We start from the raw sequence: 14608 nt of genomic DNA, 5'->3' as shown, positions 1-14608 counted from the left end.
ACCGACTCAACCGCCGCCCCCGTCAAGTCCACGAATTCGCCACCCCAGCAGAAAAATTCAACGAACTACTATCAACAACCAACAGCAACTAACACAACCAGCGTTGCAACCACCACCTGAACCCACGGACCGCGACCTCGAACGAGACCTGGACGCTGCTGTCGGAGAACGACGCCTGACCCTGCGCCTCGGCTTCGGACAGGTCGCTGGACGGCCGTGCGAGACGGCGTGGAAGATCGCGACGGCGTTGACCGCCAACGGGTGGCCCGGCCCCTTCGTCCGCTGCCCGAACTGCCCACCCGGATAACGCTGTAGATCCTTAACGCTGTAGATCACTGCCACTATGTGGCAGCAAACTACAGCGTTGATCCTCAACCGTCGTGAAAGACGCCGTCCAAGTACTCGCCGATGTCATCGACGGCGGTCCGCCCGAGGCCTGTCACACCCGCGAGGTTGGCGACGAAGCCGTGGATCTGGCCGTCGTACCGCCGGGCCTGGACCGGAACTCCGGCATCCGCGAGACGCTGTGCGTACGCCTCGCCCTGATCACGGAGCGGGTCGTACTCGGCGGTGACGACGAACGCCGGCGCGACACCAGTGACGTCGTCGGCGAGCAGTGGGGACGAGCGCCAGTCCTTCGGATCAGACGGGTAGTTCTTGCCGAACCAGCGCAGCAGGTCCTTCGTCAGGAACTTTCCCTCGCCGTGCTCCTTGAGCGACGGATACGGCTTGGAGATGTCAGTCGCCGGATAGATCAGCACCTGTGCGGCAAGAGTCGGACCGTTGTCGCGGGCGTCGATCGCAACGACCGCCGACAGGTTGCCGCCCGCACTGTCGCCTGCCACCGCGATCCGCGCCGGATCGCCGCCCAACTCCACCGCGTGTTCGCCGACCCAGCGGGTCACGGCGATCGCGTCGTCGGACGCGGCCGGAAACAGATTCTCGGGCCCCTTCCGGTAGTCGACGGAGACGACTACCGCCGACAGCTGGTTGCACCAGACCGAACACGGTCCGTGCACCGATTGCGGCGTGCCGACCACGAATCCACCGCCCGGGAAGTACACGAGAACGGGAAGCGGCCCGTCGCCCGCCGGTGTGTACACACGGACTCCGATGTCGCCCGCAGGCCCGGGAACCGTGCGTTCGGCGATGTCGGCGACCTCGACCGGAGCCAGCCCCGACCGGTCGCTCATCGCGTCGAAGGCCTGCCGTGCCCGCTCCACCGTCATCTCGTGCATCGGCGTCCCCTTCGCCATCGCATCGAGCAGAGCCTGCGTGTTCGGATCGATCGGCATGAAACCTCCAAGGCGACGAGACTGCGTTCGAATCCCAGTCTGCACCACGGTCGGTCGTGACGTGCCGCCGCTTAGGGCATGGAGCGAGCCGACGGTCGAGATCCTGTGCGCGCGTTGTGGTCTCGACTCCGCTCGACCAGCGGAGGGAGGCTCGACCAGCGGAGGGAGGCTCGACCAGCAGACGCCCCCGCTGATCGAGCGGAGTCGAGATCCCTGGTCGAGCGTTGTGGATCAGTCGAGCTCGGGGACCCGGGTGGCGCGGGCGTAGATCTCTTCGCCCGCCGCGAGGTTCAACGCGTTCTGGTCGCCGCGGGTGATCTGGGCGAGGAACTCCTCCCCCGTCGTCGCCGCGCGCAGCTCGACGCGCGTCTCGAACCCAAGGTTCACCACGCGCATGATCTGCGCTTTGACGACACCGGTGTCGAGGGATGTGTCGGGCCCGGGGAACACCATCTCCGGGGTCCGACCCAGCCGGATGTCGTGCGGGCGGACCAGTTCGCCGTTCAGCTTCGATATCGAACCGAGGAACGACGCGACGAACACGTTGTCCGGGTGGTCGTACAGCGCGTCGGGGGTGCCGATCTGCTCGATGCGCCCCTTGTTGAGGACCGCGATCCGGTCGGAGACGTCCAACGCCTCCTGCTGATCGTGCGTGACGAGAACAGTGGTCACGTGGACCTCGTCGTGCAGGTTCCGCAGCCATTTGCGCAGATCCTCGCGGACCTTCGCGTCGAGCGCGCCGAACGGCTCGTCCAACAGCAGCACCTGCGGGTCGACGGCGAGAGCGCGTGCCAGCGCCATGCGCTGACGCTGACCGCCCGACAACTGCGCCGGGTAACGCTTCTGAAAGACCGTCAGTCCGACGATCTCCAACAGGTCGTCGACCTTCCGCTCGATCTCGACCTTGGGCCGCTTGCGGATCTTCAACCCGAACGCGATGTTCTCCCGCACCGTCAGATGCTTGAACGCCGCGTAATGCTGGAACACGAAGCCGATGTCGCGCTGCTGCGGCGACGCCTTCGACACGTCGCGACCGTTGATCTTGACAGTTCCCGAATCGAGAGTGTCCAGACCCGCGATGGCTCGCAGCAGGGTCGACTTGCCGGACCCGGACGGCCCGAGCAGCGAGGTCAGCGACCCCTCGGGAATGTCGATCGACACGTCGTCGAGCGCCGCGAACTCCCCGTACCTCTTGTTTGCACCGATCACCGAGATGGACATGTCAGTTCTTCTCCTCTTCGACGATCGCCGAACTCGCGTCGGCCACCCGCCCTTGGACGCGTCGTTCGATGATGGTCATGGCGACGAGCACGACGATCGCCACCAGCATGAGCAGAGTCGCGGCCGCGTATGCGCCGAACTCGTTGTAGTCGTCGGTGTACCGCGAGTGCACCAACAGGGTCAGGGTCTGGGACACGCCAGGGAAGTTCGACGACACCATGGTCACCGCACCGTATTCGCCGAGCGCACGGGCGACCGTCAACACGACGCCGTAGGTCAGGCCCCATCGGATGGCGGGGAGGGTGATGCGCCAGAAGGTCTGCCACCCGGTCGCACCGAGCGTGACGGCCGCTTCCTCTTGTTCGGTCCCGATCTCCCGGAGCACCGGTTCCACTTCGCGGACGACGAACGGCAGCGTCACGAAGATCGTCGCCAACACCATGCCGGGCAGTCCGAAGATGATTCGGATGCCGAGCGACTCGAGGCCGCCGAACCAGCCGTCGGCGCCCCACAACGCGATCAACGCGACACCGACGACCACCGGCGACACCGCGAACGGCAGGTCGACGATCGCTTGCAGGACGCCCTTGCCGCGGAATCGTCCGCGGGCCAGCGCCAGCGCTGTCACCACACCGAAGATCACATTGAGCGGGACGACGATCACCACGATCAGCAGTGACAGCTGCAACGCCGAGATCGCGGCAGGCGTGGTGATCCATTCCCAGAACTGGCCGAAGCCGTGCTCGAAGGACCGCCAGAAGATCAGGCCGACCGGCACGAGCAGGAGGACGAACAGGTAGATCAGTGCGATGGTACGCAGGCCGAGCCGCGTCCATTTCGAGACGATCATGACTCCGCGCCCTCCCGGCGTGTCTGGATGCGCGAGACGACGCGCAGGACGAACAGTACGACGAAGGCGATCACCAGCAGCGCCACCGAGACGGCCGCCGCGTTGACGGGCTCGTCGACCTCGATCTGCTGTTGGATGTACTGCGAGGACACCTGAGTCTTGCCCGGGATGTTGCCGCCGATGAGGACCACCGAGCCGAACTCGCCGATCGCCCGAGTGAACGCGAGGCCAGCGCCGGTCAGGATCGACGGCAGGAGCGCCGGAAGGACGATCTTGGTCCAGATGACGCGGTTGCTCGCGCCGAGCACCGACGCCGCCTCCTCGACGCTGTGATCGAGTTCCATGAGTACCGGCTGCACCTGGCGGACCACGAACGGCAACGTCACGAATGTCAACGCGATGATCAGGGCGGGCTGGGTGGCCGACAGGTGGATGTCGATCGGACTGTCCGGCCCGTACAGCGAGAGCAGAACGAGGCTCGCGACGATCGTCGGCAGCGCGAACGGCAAGTCGATGATCGCGTTGACGAATCCCTTTCCGGGGAAGTCGTCGCGCACCAGGACCCACGCGATCAACGTGCCGAAAAGGACGTTGATGATCGCCACGACGAGCGACACGAGCACAGTGATGCCGAGCGATTGCAACGCGGGCTTCGCGACGATGGCGTCCCAGAACCCGGCCGGGCCGTCGTCGAACGACTGCACGGCGATCGCCGCCAATGGCAACAGCACGATGATGCTCAGCCACAGCCCGGCGACGCCGACGGTCAGACCGGTGCTCGATCGCCGAGTCTGACCAACCCCGCCGCGGGGCTCGGTGGTCTCTGCGGTGCTCAACTGCCCGCCTCCTCGTCGTAGATGGCGGTGATGGCCCCGTCGGACCCGAACAGTTTCTTGTCGACGGCTTTCCAACCGCCGATATCGTCGATGGTCGTCAGACGGCGGATGTCGCCGGGAAAGTCGCCGCGAGTCTCGGCGGCGATCACCGGATTCGTCGGGCGGAAACCAGCGTCGGCCCACAGTCGCTGCGCGGCGGGAGTGAACAGGTAGTCGACGAACGTCCTGGCCGCGTCGATGTCCTCGCTTGTGTTGACGACTGCGACGGGGTTGTCGATGCGGAAGGTGTCCGACGGGACGACGTAGTCGACGCGTTGTGACGCGGTCGCGTCGCGGTTTCCGCGCTCGAGCATGATCGCTTCGTTCTCGTAGCTGATCAGCACGTCGCCCTGTCCTTGCTGGAACGTCGTCGTCGCTTCACGGCCGGACTTCGGGAGTACGTGGATGTGATCGCGCACCAGTTCCCGGACGTAGGCCAGACCTGCGTCCGGATTCTTCCCGACATCGCTCTTCGCGGCGTACGGCGCGAGGAGGTTCCATTTGGCGGACCCTGAGCTGCCGGGGTTGGGGGTGACGACCTCGACCCCGGGCTTGAGCAGGTCGTCCCAGGTGCGGATGTTCTTCGGGTTGCCGTCCCGGACGACGAGCGAGACGACCGAACCGAAGGCCACCGACTTGTTCGGGTGCTGGTCTTCCCAGTCCTCGTCGACGACACCTGCCTTCACCAGTCGCGTCACGTCGGGGGCGACGGAGAAGTTGACGACGTCGACGGGCAAGCCCCGCGCGACCTTGCGCGACTGGTCGCCGGAAGCTCCGTAGCTCTGCGAGAAGCCGATGTCGTGGCCATCGGGCGTCTCCCGGAAGGCCGGGATCACCGTGTCGAAGCCGACTTTCGGGACCGCGTAGGCGGCGAGACCGATGTGCCTGCTGCCCGACGAGATGTCGATGCCGCCCGGCTCGTCTGTGGATCCGCCGCCGCAGGCCGCGACCGACGCCACGAGTGCGACGGCGACGGCGAGGCAGCCGATGGTCCGGCGCGGGCGCCGCACGCGCCTAGGTGTCTTCTCCGAGTTCACTCGATGACGCTAACAACGGGGCGACCTGCACCTCAACGCAGAACGCTATTGCGCTCACACTGATTCGAACTGTCGCGTTCGAGCCCGTCATGAGCATCCCCCGCCGACGTCCGTCTCATTGAACTGCCTGCGGTCAGCGCAGGATCAGCCAGGCGATGACGACGAGGATCAACAGCGCGACGAGCGCCATGGTCACTTTGGAACGGAACACGACTAGATCCCCAATCCGTGATCGTCACCGACGTCGCGCCGGGCGAACACTGAGAACGCTTTGCCGACAAGGTAATTGACCCCGAAGGCGATGGCTGTGGCGAGCGGGATGGCGATCAGCAGGAACACCACGAGCTGTGGGATGAAAGGGAGCCCGGTGAGCCACTCCTCCACCGAGTCCCACCACGCCAGCGCACCGCTCATGCCGTCACCCTACTCGCCGGTCGCGGCGAGTCCGCGCCGCGCCAACAGGGGGCCGATCTGTGCGTCACGACCGAGCATCGCCGCGTGCGCGCGCACCGGGTCCACGCTGTCGCCGCGCGAGAGGACGGCGTCGGCGAACGCGCGACCGAGTTCACGGTCGAGCCCGCCGCCCGCCAGGAACCACTGCTCGGTCTCGGCGTCGAGGACCTCCGACCAGACGTACGAGTAGTAGCCCGACGAGTAGCCGCCCGCGAACACGTGGTTGAAGTACGTGGTGCGGTAACGCGGCGGGATCAGCTCCGACCACAGTCCGGCCTCACGCAGCGCCTGCTCTTCGAATACGAGGACGTCCGCCGGGATGTCGTCCGGGCCGAGTCGATGCCACGCCAGGTCGAGGGCCGCAGCTGCCAGGTATTCGATGGTCGAGTGCGCGGTCTCGGTGGCCGTCGCCGCGCGCACCGCGTCGAGCAGGTCTGCCGGTGCGGGCTCACCCGTGCGGAAGTGCCGAGCGTAGCCGCCGACGACATCGGGGTGCAGCGCCCACATCTCGTTGACCTGCGACGGGAACTCGACGAAGTCACGGGGAACCGACGTGCCAGACTGCGACACGTAGTCGACGTCCGACAGCAGACCGTGGATCGCATGCCCGAACTCGTGGAACACGGTGATCAGCTGATCGAGGTTCAGGAGGCACTTCTCGCCGGCCTCCGGCTTCGTCAGGTTCGACACATTGACGATGATCGGCGACGTCCCGAGGCTGTGGGACTGGTCGACGACGTTGTTCATCCACGCACCGCCCCGCTTGGACGGTCGCGCGAAGAAGTCGCCGAGGAACAGCCCGATCCCCTCCCCGTCCCGCGCGACCTCCCAGACGCGGACGTCCGGGTGGTAGCCGTGCAGGTCGGGGCGTTCAGTCATGGTCAGTCCGTAAAGTGCGTTCGCGGCGGCGAACACCCCGTCGCGCAGGACCGACTCGAGTTCGCAGTACTGCTCGAACTCGTCGATGTCGACGTCGCCGCCCGACCGCTGCGCCGAGGCGAGCGCGAACGTGACGTCCCACGGCTCCAACCGGGCTCCGCCGCCGATGCGCTCGAGTTCCTGAGCACCTGCGGCCATCGCTGCGCCGCCGAGGTCGGCGAGCAGATCGGCCGCGGCCTTCGGACTCGGAGCCGTCTGCTCGGCGAGCACGTACTCGGCGTGGTCGGCGTATCCGAGGAGACGTGCCCGCCGTGCGCGCAGTTCGACGATCTCGCGAACGAGGTCGCGGGTGTCGAACTCGTTGCCGCGTGCGCAGCGGGTGATCGACGCGTCGAACACGCGGCGTCGTACGTCTGGGCTGGTCAGCTTCGCCACACTGCCCTGGCTGGACGGCAGTTCCAGGGCGACGAGCCAGCCGTCCCGACCCGCTTCGGCGGCGGCCCGTCGTGCGGCCGCGATCTCGCCGCCGGACAGTCCGTCCAGGTCGGCGACGTCGTCGAACAGGACGGCCGACGCGTTCGTGTCGTCGAGCAGGCGTTGACCGAAGTCGGTGGTCAACGTCGCCAGCCGCGACGACCATTCCCGCATCTGACCCTGGCCCGCGTCGTCGAGCGCAGCGCCTGCACGGACCGCGTCCCGGTACCGCTGTTCGACGAGCCGTCGCTGCGGCTCGGTCAGCCCCGCGTCTTCGCGTGCCGCGTGGACCGTTTCGATCCGCGCGAACAGTGCCTTGTTCATGGCGATCGCGTTGCTGTGCTCGGTGAGCCGGACGGCGAGAGTCTGCGCGATCTGCGCTCGCGCAGGGTTGGTGTCCGGGCCCTCGAGGTTGAAGAAGATCCCGCTGACACGTGCCAGCGCACGACCCGAGTTCTCCAGCGCTTCGACGGTGTTGACGAAGGTTGCAGGCTCGGGATCGGCCGCGATGGCGTCGATCTCAGCGAGATGCTCGGCGAACGCGACGTCGTACGCCGGCAGGAAGTCGTCGTCGGAGATCGACGCGAAGTCGGGCAGACCGTAGGGCAGGCCGGAGTCGGCGAGGACGGGATTCACAGCGTCACTTGCCTTTCGGCTTGTCGCCGACGGCGTCCGTCGAGAGCGCCGCGACGAACGCCTCCTGCGGCACCTCGACGCGCCCGATCGTCTTCATGCGCTTCTTGCCTTCCTTCTGCTTCTCGAGCAGCTTGCGCTTACGACTGATGTCACCGCCGTAGCACTTGGCCAGGACGTCTTTGCGGATCGCGCGGATGTTCTCGCGCGCGATGATCTTCGAGCCGATGGCCGCCTGGATCGGCACCTCGAACTGCTGGCGCGGGATCAGTTCCCTGAGCTTGTTCGTCATCTTGTTGCCGTAGCCGTACGCCGCGTCCTTGTGGACGATCGCGCTGAACGCGTCGACGGCCTCGCCCTGCAACAGGATGTCGACCTTCACGAGATCTGCGGCCTGTTCGCCTGCCTCCTCGTAGTCGAGGCTGGCGTAACCACGGGTCCGCGATTTGAGGGCGTCGAAGAAGTCGAAGATGATCTCGGCCATCGGCAGCGTGTACCGCATCTCCACGCGCGTCTCCGACAGATAGTCCATGCCACCGAGCTCGCCGCGACGCGTCTGGCACAACTCCATGATCGAGCCGATGAACTCGCTCGGCGCGATGACCGTGGTCTTCACGATCGGCTCGTAGACGTTGCGAGTCTTGCCGGTCGGCCAGTCGGAGGGGTTCGTGACGATCTGCTCGGTGCCGTCCTCCATCTCCACGCGATACACGACGTTGGGCGCCGTCGAGATCAAGTTCAGGTTGAACTCGCGCTCGAGACGCTCACGGGTGATCTCCATGTGCAGGAGTCCGAGGAAGCCACAACGGAAACCGAAGCCGAGAGCCACCGACGTCTCCGGCTCGAAGGTGAGCGCCGCGTCGTTGAGTTGCAGCTTCTCGAGGGCTTCGCGAAGCACCGGATAGTCGGAGCCGTCCACCGGGTACAGACCCGAGTAGACCATCGGCCGCGGCTCGCGGTAGCCGGTCAACGGCTCGGCGGCGCCGCCGCGCGCGCTCGTGACCGTGTCGCCGACCTTGGACTGGCGGACGTCCTTCACACCGGTGATGAGGTAGCCGACCTCGCCGACGCCGAGTCCCTTGCTCGCCTTCGGCTCCGGCGAGACGATGCCGACCTCGAGGAGTTCGTGCGTCGCGCCCGTCGACATCATCGCGATCTTCTCGCGGGGGACGATCCTGCCGTCGACCACCCGGACATAGGTGACGACGCCGCGGTAGGTGTCGTAGACGGAGTCGAAGATCATCGCGCGGGCCGGGGCGTCCGAGTCGCCGACCGGTGCCGGGATCTGCCGGATCGCGGCGTCGAGCAAGGCCGGAACGCCTTCGCCGGTCTTGCCGGAGACCCGCAGGACGTCCTCGGGTTCGCAGCCGATGATGTGCGCGATCTCAGATGCGTACCGTTCCGGATCGGCGGCGGGCAGGTCGATCTTGTTCAGGACTGGGATGATCGTCAGGTCGTTCTCCATCGCCAGATACAGATTGGCGAGAGTCTGCGCTTCGATGCCCTGCGCCGCGTCGACCAGCAGGATGGCGCCCTCACAGGCTTCCAGTGCGCGGGACACCTCGTACGTGAAGTCGACGTGCCCCGGCGTGTCGATGAGATGGATGACGTAGTCCTCGCCGTCCATCGTCCACGGGAGCCGCACGTTCTGCGCCTTGATGGTGATGCCGCGCTCGCGCTCGATGTCCATGCGGTCGAGGTACTGCGCGCGCATCGCCCGCTCTTCGACGACGCCGGTCAGTTGCAGCATGCGGTCCGCGAGCGTGGACTTACCGTGGTCGATGTGCGCGATGATGCAGAAGTTCCTGATCGAGGCAGGATCGGTGAACGTCGTATCGGCGAAGCTGGGAATCGAACTCACTCCTCGGGCGGCGGGGCCGGGATGGAACCGGCACACAGATCACCCTCCAGTTTCGCACGCCGACCCGGCAGGCGACGATTCTCCGATCTGCCGCCGGTAGTGTCGGTCGCGTGACGAACGCCACCACCGTGACTGCCGACGCCGTCGTCGCCGACCTCGAATCACCCGACGATCCCGTCGGTCTGGTCGTCCTGGCGCACGGCGCGGGCAGTGACCGACAGTCGGTCCTCCTGCGAGTCCTGAGCGAATCGCTGACTGCGCGCGGGTTCGCCGTCGCGCGGATCGACCTCCCCTACCGCCAGCAGCGACCGAAGGGACCGCCGTCGCCGTCGAAGGCCGCCGCCGATCGGGACGGAATCCGCGCGGCGCTCGCGGTGCTGAGGTCGACGCTCGGCACGGGCTGTCCGGTGATCGTCGGCGGCCAGTCGTACGGCGGGCGCCAAGCGTCGATGGCCGTGGCCGAGGACTCGACTCTCGCCGACGGACTGCTCCTCACGTCGTACCCGCTGCATCCGCCGGGCAAGCCGGAGAAGGCCAGGACCGAGCACCTCCCACAGATCGCGCCGCCGACACTCATCGTCCACGGGCGTTCGGACGCGTTCGGGACGTCCGACGAGTTCACCGCGGTCCTTCCGACGTTCGGCGGGCAGGTCCGGCTGATCGAGATCGAGAAGGCCGACCACAGTCTGCGACCTGACCGCAGCGGCGTCGGCCCGACGACGGCCGACGCGGTCGAGGCGTGGCTCGTGCCCGCAGCACGCGAGTTCGGAGCAGGCCGATGACCCACGACCGGACCGGTGAGAAACCGACCGGCGATCTGGCCCGCAGCATCGCATACGCCCCTGATCTCGACGGCAGCGCCGACCCCGGCGAGATCGTCTGGACGTGGGTGCCGTTCGAGGAGGACGCGAGCCAGGGTAAGGATCGGCCCGTCCTCGTGGTCGGCCGCGACGACGAGCACCTGTTGGGGCTCATGCTCTCGAGCAAGGACTATCACCGGGGCGACGACGACTGGCAGTCCATCGGGTCGGGCAGTTGGGATCGCGAAGGCCGCGAGAGCTTCGTGCGACTCGACCGCGTCCTGCTCGTCGCCGAGCACGGTATTCGCCGGGAGGGCGCTGTCTGCGACCGGAAGCGGTTCGACGGCGTCGCCGACACGCTGCGGAATCGCTTCGGCTGGAGCTGAGCTACCGCCGCAATGCCTGCGAACGACGCCGGACGGCGCGGACGACGTTGCCCAAGCGCGTCTTCAACCGCACGGGCGGGTCGACGATCGCCGACACCTTGACCCACTCGGCGATCGCATCGAGCGCCGCGTCGAAGACTTCCTCGTCGGTGACCGGAGCCGAGTCGGTTCCGCCGGATGTCACCCGCAGATCGTCGACGGTCCCCGCCACCGGGTATCCACCGTCGACGATCGCCGACACGAGTTCATCGGAGTAGTCGGCCACCCAGTCGAGTTGCCCTGGGGCCAGCCCGATGGGCGCACCTGCGTCGATGTTCGACATCACCTCGTGGATGAGGACGTGTTTCACGAGTCGCTCGTAGCGGCTCCATTCCACGTCGGTCGGCTGGAGGCGAGTGTTGAGCCGCCGGAGGAACTCGGTCTGCGACGCCGACAGCGAACTGTTGTCACGCACCGGAGCCTCGGGCAGGCGTGCCGGGTCCACGTCGACCACGCGCAGGAAGCGCTCCCACAGCCCGTCGCCGGGCTCGGCAGCCCCTTTCGCGGGGACCGTCACGACATGCACCCGCTCGGCTCCGACCACCGCGGACCAGTCGGCGAGGATGCGCCGGTAGTCCTGGAACTCCCAGAACGGCTCGTCGCCCGGCGCGTCTGGGCCTGCGCTGATCGATGAGAGGAACTCGTCGAGGCTGGCACGACGCTGATTCTTGACGTTCTCCTGCCAGACCGACGGGACCTGTCGACCGAGGTCGCGCACCGTGAGGATCGCGTGGACTTCGTCGGCGAACGAGAGGTCGGCGACGAGTTGCCGGATCCGGTCGGGGCCTGCGTTCGCGAACAACTCGTGCGAGACGAGGGAGCGTTGCGGCCACTGGCGCATCTGCTCGACCATCGCGGGCCATGCGCCTGCGTGCTCGGGTCGCGCCCAGTCGAGGTAGCGCTCGGGTTGCAGATGGGTCGCCGCATGGAAGTGATCGTCCATGTTGACCCCCGGATACAGCAGACCCGCAGCCATCGCGTGATCTCGGTTCTGCCAGAGCCGACCCTGAACGTGCGTAGTGCCGGTCTTCGGCAGACCGACGTGGACGTAGACGACAGACATGGCTCCACCCTATTAGGATCACGATGATTTCAACTCAGCCGCCTCCACGGTCCCCGGAAGCGGCCCGCGTCACGGATTTGGGTGCTCGCACGCACGCTGGTAACGTTGACCGCTGTTGCACTCGTCGCCGACCTCTCGGTCGCGGAGCGCTGCCCAGAACACACGACGGTCGGCCGGATGGCCGCTGACAAACGACGAGAAGGAATTCGCGTGGCAAACATCAAGTCGCAGATCAAGCGGAACAAGACCAACGAGGCGCGCCGTCAGCGCAACCAGTCGATCAAGTCGGCTCTGCGTACTTCGATCCGAACCTTCCGCGAGACCGTCGCGACCGGCGACAAGGACAAGTCGTCCGAGATGCTGCTCGACACGAGCAAGCAGCTCGACAAGGCCGCGTCGAAGGGCGTCATCCACAAGAACCAGGCCGCCAACAAGAAGTCGGCCATGGCTCTCGCGGTTAACAAGCTCTGATTCTCCGGCCCTGAGTCTTCTCCGGCTACTGAATAGTCGCTGGCCGCACGGCCTGGTCGACGTCAGATAGATCTTCATAGCAGTACCCAGACGACCCCGACGGTGTTCACGCGACCGTCGGGGTTCTTCTGGTTACCGACCCCGGCGCGGCCGTAGCTGTGCGACCCGGGACACTGCGTGTTCGAGCGCGTAGTCCATGTCGGCCGCCTGGCCTTTCACATCGCCGTTGAGTTGAGCGACGACGAGCATCGCCTTCCCGATCGACGCCGAGTCCCATGCGCGAGCCTGACCCTGGATCTTGCCGACGCGGCCTGGCGGCATGCCGAGTTCGGAGGCGACCGAGTACTTGTCGGCGCCGCCCATCGACCGCACGCGCGCGATGCCGAACACCGCTTCGGCGAGGGCGTCGGCCAGCAGGACCCGCGCGGTCCCGTGATGCTGAGCCCACGCGAGTGATTCCATCGCTCCGGCGAGATCACCGGTGACCGCCTTGTCGGCGACTTCGAACCCGGTGACTTCCGCACGACCGGTGTAATACGTGCGGACCGCTGCGGCGTCGACCTTCCCGCCGGTGTCCGCGACCAACTGGTGACAGGCCGCCGACAACTCTCGCAGATCCGACCCGACCATGTCGGTGACGAGCTCGACGACCTCGGGGCTCACTTTGACGCCGATCTCCCGGAACTCGGCACGCACGAAGTCGACACGCTCGTTGGGCCATTTCGGGGCGACGCACACGAACTCCTGCGCCCCCTCCTTCTTGAGGAGACCGACCATCGACTTCTGGCGTCCGCCGCCGGAGTGGATCACGATCATGGTGATCCCTTCCGGCACCGATTTCGCCGTCGCCACAATCAACCCGGCCGGTTCCTTGCCTGCGGCGTCGGCCGCTTCGATGACGACGATCCGCTCGTCGGCGAACAGCGACGGACTGAGGAGTTCGGCCAGTTCGGGCGCCGTGACCTCACCTGCCCGCACGCGGGTCACCGGCACGTCGACGCCCACCGCGCGCGACTGCTCCGCGCTGATGCGCGAGATCACGCGACCGGTCAGGAAGTCGTCGTCGCCGAGGAGAAGAAACAGCCGATCGCTCACCCGTCCATCCTCCCATCCACCCGCCGACGCGTTGGAGGCCGCCGGGCCGTTCGCCACCGAGGACCGCCTGAGCGTCGGGCACGACGTTCGCGCCAGACATTCGGAAATGGGTTCGTACTGATGCCCACCGGGAGACTGAGTATGTCCACACCACCGATGCCGGTCACCGCGGCACACTGCTCGCACGGTCAGCCGATTGGGCGGTCACTCGGCACCTGAACCCACGAGGGCTCACGTGGATCGATCAGCACGTGTTCGGGCTTCAGCTGGCTGTCGTGGCTGATCGGGCCGAAGCTGACCGCGTGGGGCGCGTTGAACGCGTACACACTGACCCTGAGGCGGTGTCCGGGGTTAAGAAGCGCGTCGGTGCCGAACATCCCGATGTCGAGGAACTGTTTGGATCCCGGCTTCACGGTGTCTCGGTGGAAGGCGTCGAGGCGGTAGATGGGATCGACGACGTCCCCGTTCGGTGCGTACTTCGACGCAGCTCTGTCGATCTGATTGCGGATGGATACGGTCATCGATCCGGTCGTGAGGACCGTGGACGTACCGTTGGGCGCCACGTCGCTCACGACGGCAGCGTAGAACCCGTCCTTAGCGTCCACCTGAGTGCGCACGTGCACATTGATCGCGCCGGTGATCGAGGTAGCCCGTCCTACGCGAGGAGAGGTGAAGGTCAGTGCACCCCGCTCAGCGATGCGGTTGTCTCCTGAGCAGAAATCGAATGGACTGAAAAGACCGGCCTGATCGCGGTTCGCGTCACCTGAGCACAGTGTGGTGATTCCCGGTCGGACCGTCCATTTGGCCGTCTTGACCGGCGAGGCAGCAGACAGACTCCCATCCCGCACCGCCGTCGGTGACGTGCGACTCCGCGTCGACGTCAGATACAGGCGACGGTATTCCTGCCCGGCACGAGGAAAGGCGCGAGACTGGACCCACTTCCCACCCTGCTGGTGACTGGTCACTGGGGCGTACTGGTCTATCCGATTGTCAATTCCCTTGATCCATTTATCGAACCAGGCCCGCTGCAGCACGTCCATCGAAGGCGGTGTCAAGACCCGGGTTTGTTAGAGACCGATCATTTGTTCTGTAGTGCAGGTTCAGTCTCGGTAGTAGTGTGCTGCTGCCAGTAGTGGTCCTCGATCTCGGTCGGTGGCCGGTGATCGAGCTCGCCGT

General features: G+C 66.3%; 14 protein-coding genes and 1 pseudogene. 4 read left to right on the top strand and 11 right to left on the bottom strand.

The annotated features are described in order from the left end of the window. Positions 1-115: 115 nt before the first annotated feature. A pseudogene (locus L5G32_RS19030) lies at positions 116-307 on the top strand (hypothetical protein); the annotation flags it as partial. A gap of 64 nt (positions 308-371) precedes the next feature. On the opposite strand, the gene L5G32_RS19025 reads toward L5G32_RS19030, so the two are convergent. The 8 genes from L5G32_RS19025 to lepA all read right to left on the bottom strand — a co-directional run bounded on the left by L5G32_RS19025 (position 372) and on the right by lepA (position 9578). Beyond that, positions 372-1295, bottom strand: coding sequence for an alpha/beta hydrolase (locus tag L5G32_RS19025; protein ID WP_237012651.1), 924 nt, complete (start codon positions 1293-1295; stop codon positions 372-374). Positions 1296-1526: 231 nt separating this feature from the next. Beyond that, positions 1527-2516, bottom strand: coding sequence for a sulfate/molybdate ABC transporter ATP-binding protein (locus tag L5G32_RS19020; protein ID WP_237012650.1), 990 nt, complete (start codon positions 2514-2516; stop codon positions 1527-1529). Between the two features lies 1 nt (position 2517). Beyond that, positions 2518-3366: a sulfate ABC transporter permease subunit CysW gene (gene cysW / locus L5G32_RS19015; protein ID WP_237012649.1), complete on the bottom strand. Its 849-nt coding sequence runs from the start codon at positions 3364-3366 to the stop codon at positions 2518-2520. Continuing rightward, positions 3363-4202 carry a sulfate ABC transporter permease subunit CysT gene (gene cysT, locus L5G32_RS19010; protein ID WP_237012648.1) on the bottom strand — a complete coding sequence of 280 codons (840 nt, stop codon included), beginning with the start codon at positions 4200-4202 and terminating at the stop codon, positions 3363-3365. Before cysT ends, cysW begins: the two co-directional genes overlap by 4 nt. Next, positions 4199-5278 (bottom strand): sulfate ABC transporter substrate-binding protein, encoded by a 1080-nt coding sequence (locus tag L5G32_RS19005; protein WP_372491730.1) that lies wholly within the window; start codon positions 5276-5278, stop codon positions 4199-4201. Before L5G32_RS19005 ends, cysT begins: the two co-directional genes overlap by 4 nt. A 213-nt stretch (positions 5279-5491) precedes the next feature. Further along, complete coding sequence (locus tag L5G32_RS19000) at positions 5492-5692, bottom strand: hypothetical protein (protein WP_237012647.1); 201 nt, start codon at positions 5690-5692, stop codon at positions 5492-5494. Positions 5693-5701: 9 nt separating this feature from the next. Then, complete coding sequence (locus L5G32_RS18995; protein WP_237012646.1) at positions 5702-7720, bottom strand: M3 family metallopeptidase; 2019 nt, start codon at positions 7718-7720, stop codon at positions 5702-5704. 4 nt (positions 7721-7724) lie between these two features. Beyond that, on the bottom strand, positions 7725-9578 hold the full coding sequence (lepA, locus tag L5G32_RS18990) for a translation elongation factor 4 (protein ID WP_237012644.1): 1854 nt from the start codon (positions 9576-9578) through the stop codon (positions 7725-7727). Between the two features lie 110 nt (positions 9579-9688). Here lepA and L5G32_RS18985 point away from each other — a divergent pair, with 110 nt between their 5' ends. Next, a complete protein-coding gene (locus L5G32_RS18985; RefSeq protein WP_237012643.1) occupies positions 9689-10360 on the top strand; it encodes an alpha/beta hydrolase family protein in 672 nt (223 codons plus the stop codon). Continuing rightward, positions 10357-10764, top strand: a complete 408-nt coding sequence (locus L5G32_RS18980; RefSeq protein WP_237012642.1) for a type II toxin-antitoxin system PemK/MazF family toxin — start codon at positions 10357-10359, stop codon at positions 10762-10764. The genes L5G32_RS18985 and L5G32_RS18980 overlap by 4 nt, the downstream gene beginning before the upstream one ends. A gap of 1 nt (position 10765) precedes the next feature. Here L5G32_RS18980 and L5G32_RS18975 read toward each other — a convergent pair whose 3' ends face one another. Then, on the bottom strand, positions 10766-11866 hold the full coding sequence (locus L5G32_RS18975; protein ID WP_237012641.1) for a sulfotransferase family protein: 1101 nt from the start codon (positions 11864-11866) through the stop codon (positions 10766-10768). Positions 11867-12076: 210 nt separating this feature from the next. On the opposite strand from L5G32_RS18975, the gene rpsT reads away from it, so the two are divergent. After that, positions 12077-12337 (top strand): 30S ribosomal protein S20, encoded by a 261-nt coding sequence (gene rpsT, locus L5G32_RS18970; protein WP_237012640.1) that lies wholly within the window; start codon positions 12077-12079, stop codon positions 12335-12337. Positions 12338-12469: 132 nt separating this feature from the next. Here the strand turns inward: rpsT and holA are convergent, their stop codons facing one another. Continuing rightward, positions 12470-13432 carry a DNA polymerase III subunit delta gene (holA, locus tag L5G32_RS18965; protein ID WP_237012639.1) on the bottom strand — a complete coding sequence of 321 codons (963 nt, stop codon included), beginning with the start codon at positions 13430-13432 and terminating at the stop codon, positions 12470-12472. A gap of 188 nt (positions 13433-13620) precedes the next feature. Beyond that, the gene (locus L5G32_RS18960) at positions 13621-14472 is read right to left on the bottom strand and encodes a CocE/NonD family hydrolase (RefSeq protein WP_237012652.1); all 852 of its coding nucleotides are present in this window, start codon (positions 14470-14472) and stop codon (positions 13621-13623) included. Positions 14473-14608: the final 136 nt, after the last annotated feature.

It is taken from the genome of Gordonia zhenghanii, from assembly GCF_021738965.1.
Lineage (GTDB): Bacteria > Actinomycetota > Actinomycetes > Mycobacteriales > Mycobacteriaceae > Gordonia > Gordonia zhenghanii.
The sequence above is the reverse complement of the archived record's forward strand: the minus strand, read 5'-3'. Positions and strand labels throughout refer to the sequence as shown.

Excerpts from the sequence above, each read along its gene's own strand:
- L5G32_RS19025 (WP_237012651.1), bottom strand. The coding sequence starts at position 1,295 with ATGCCGATCGATCCGAACACGCAGGCTCTGCTCGATGCGATGGCGAAG.
- L5G32_RS18960 (WP_237012652.1), bottom strand. The coding sequence starts at position 14,472 with ATGGACGTGCTGCAGCGGGCCTGGTTCGATAAATGGATCAAGGGAATT.
- L5G32_RS18975 (WP_237012641.1), bottom strand. The coding sequence starts at position 11,866 with ATGTCTGTCGTCTACGTCCACGTCGGTCTGCCGAAGACCGGCACTACG.
- L5G32_RS19020 (WP_237012650.1), bottom strand. The coding sequence starts at position 2,516 with ATGTCCATCTCGGTGATCGGTGCAAACAAGAGGTACGGGGAGTTCGCG.
- L5G32_RS18980 (WP_237012642.1), top strand. The coding sequence starts at position 10,357 with ATGACCCACGACCGGACCGGTGAGAAACCGACCGGCGATCTGGCCCGC.
- L5G32_RS19000 (WP_237012647.1), bottom strand. The coding sequence starts at position 5,692 with ATGAGCGGTGCGCTGGCGTGGTGGGACTCGGTGGAGGAGTGGCTCACC.
- cysW (WP_237012649.1), bottom strand. The coding sequence starts at position 3,366 with ATGATCGTCTCGAAATGGACGCGGCTCGGCCTGCGTACCATCGCACTG.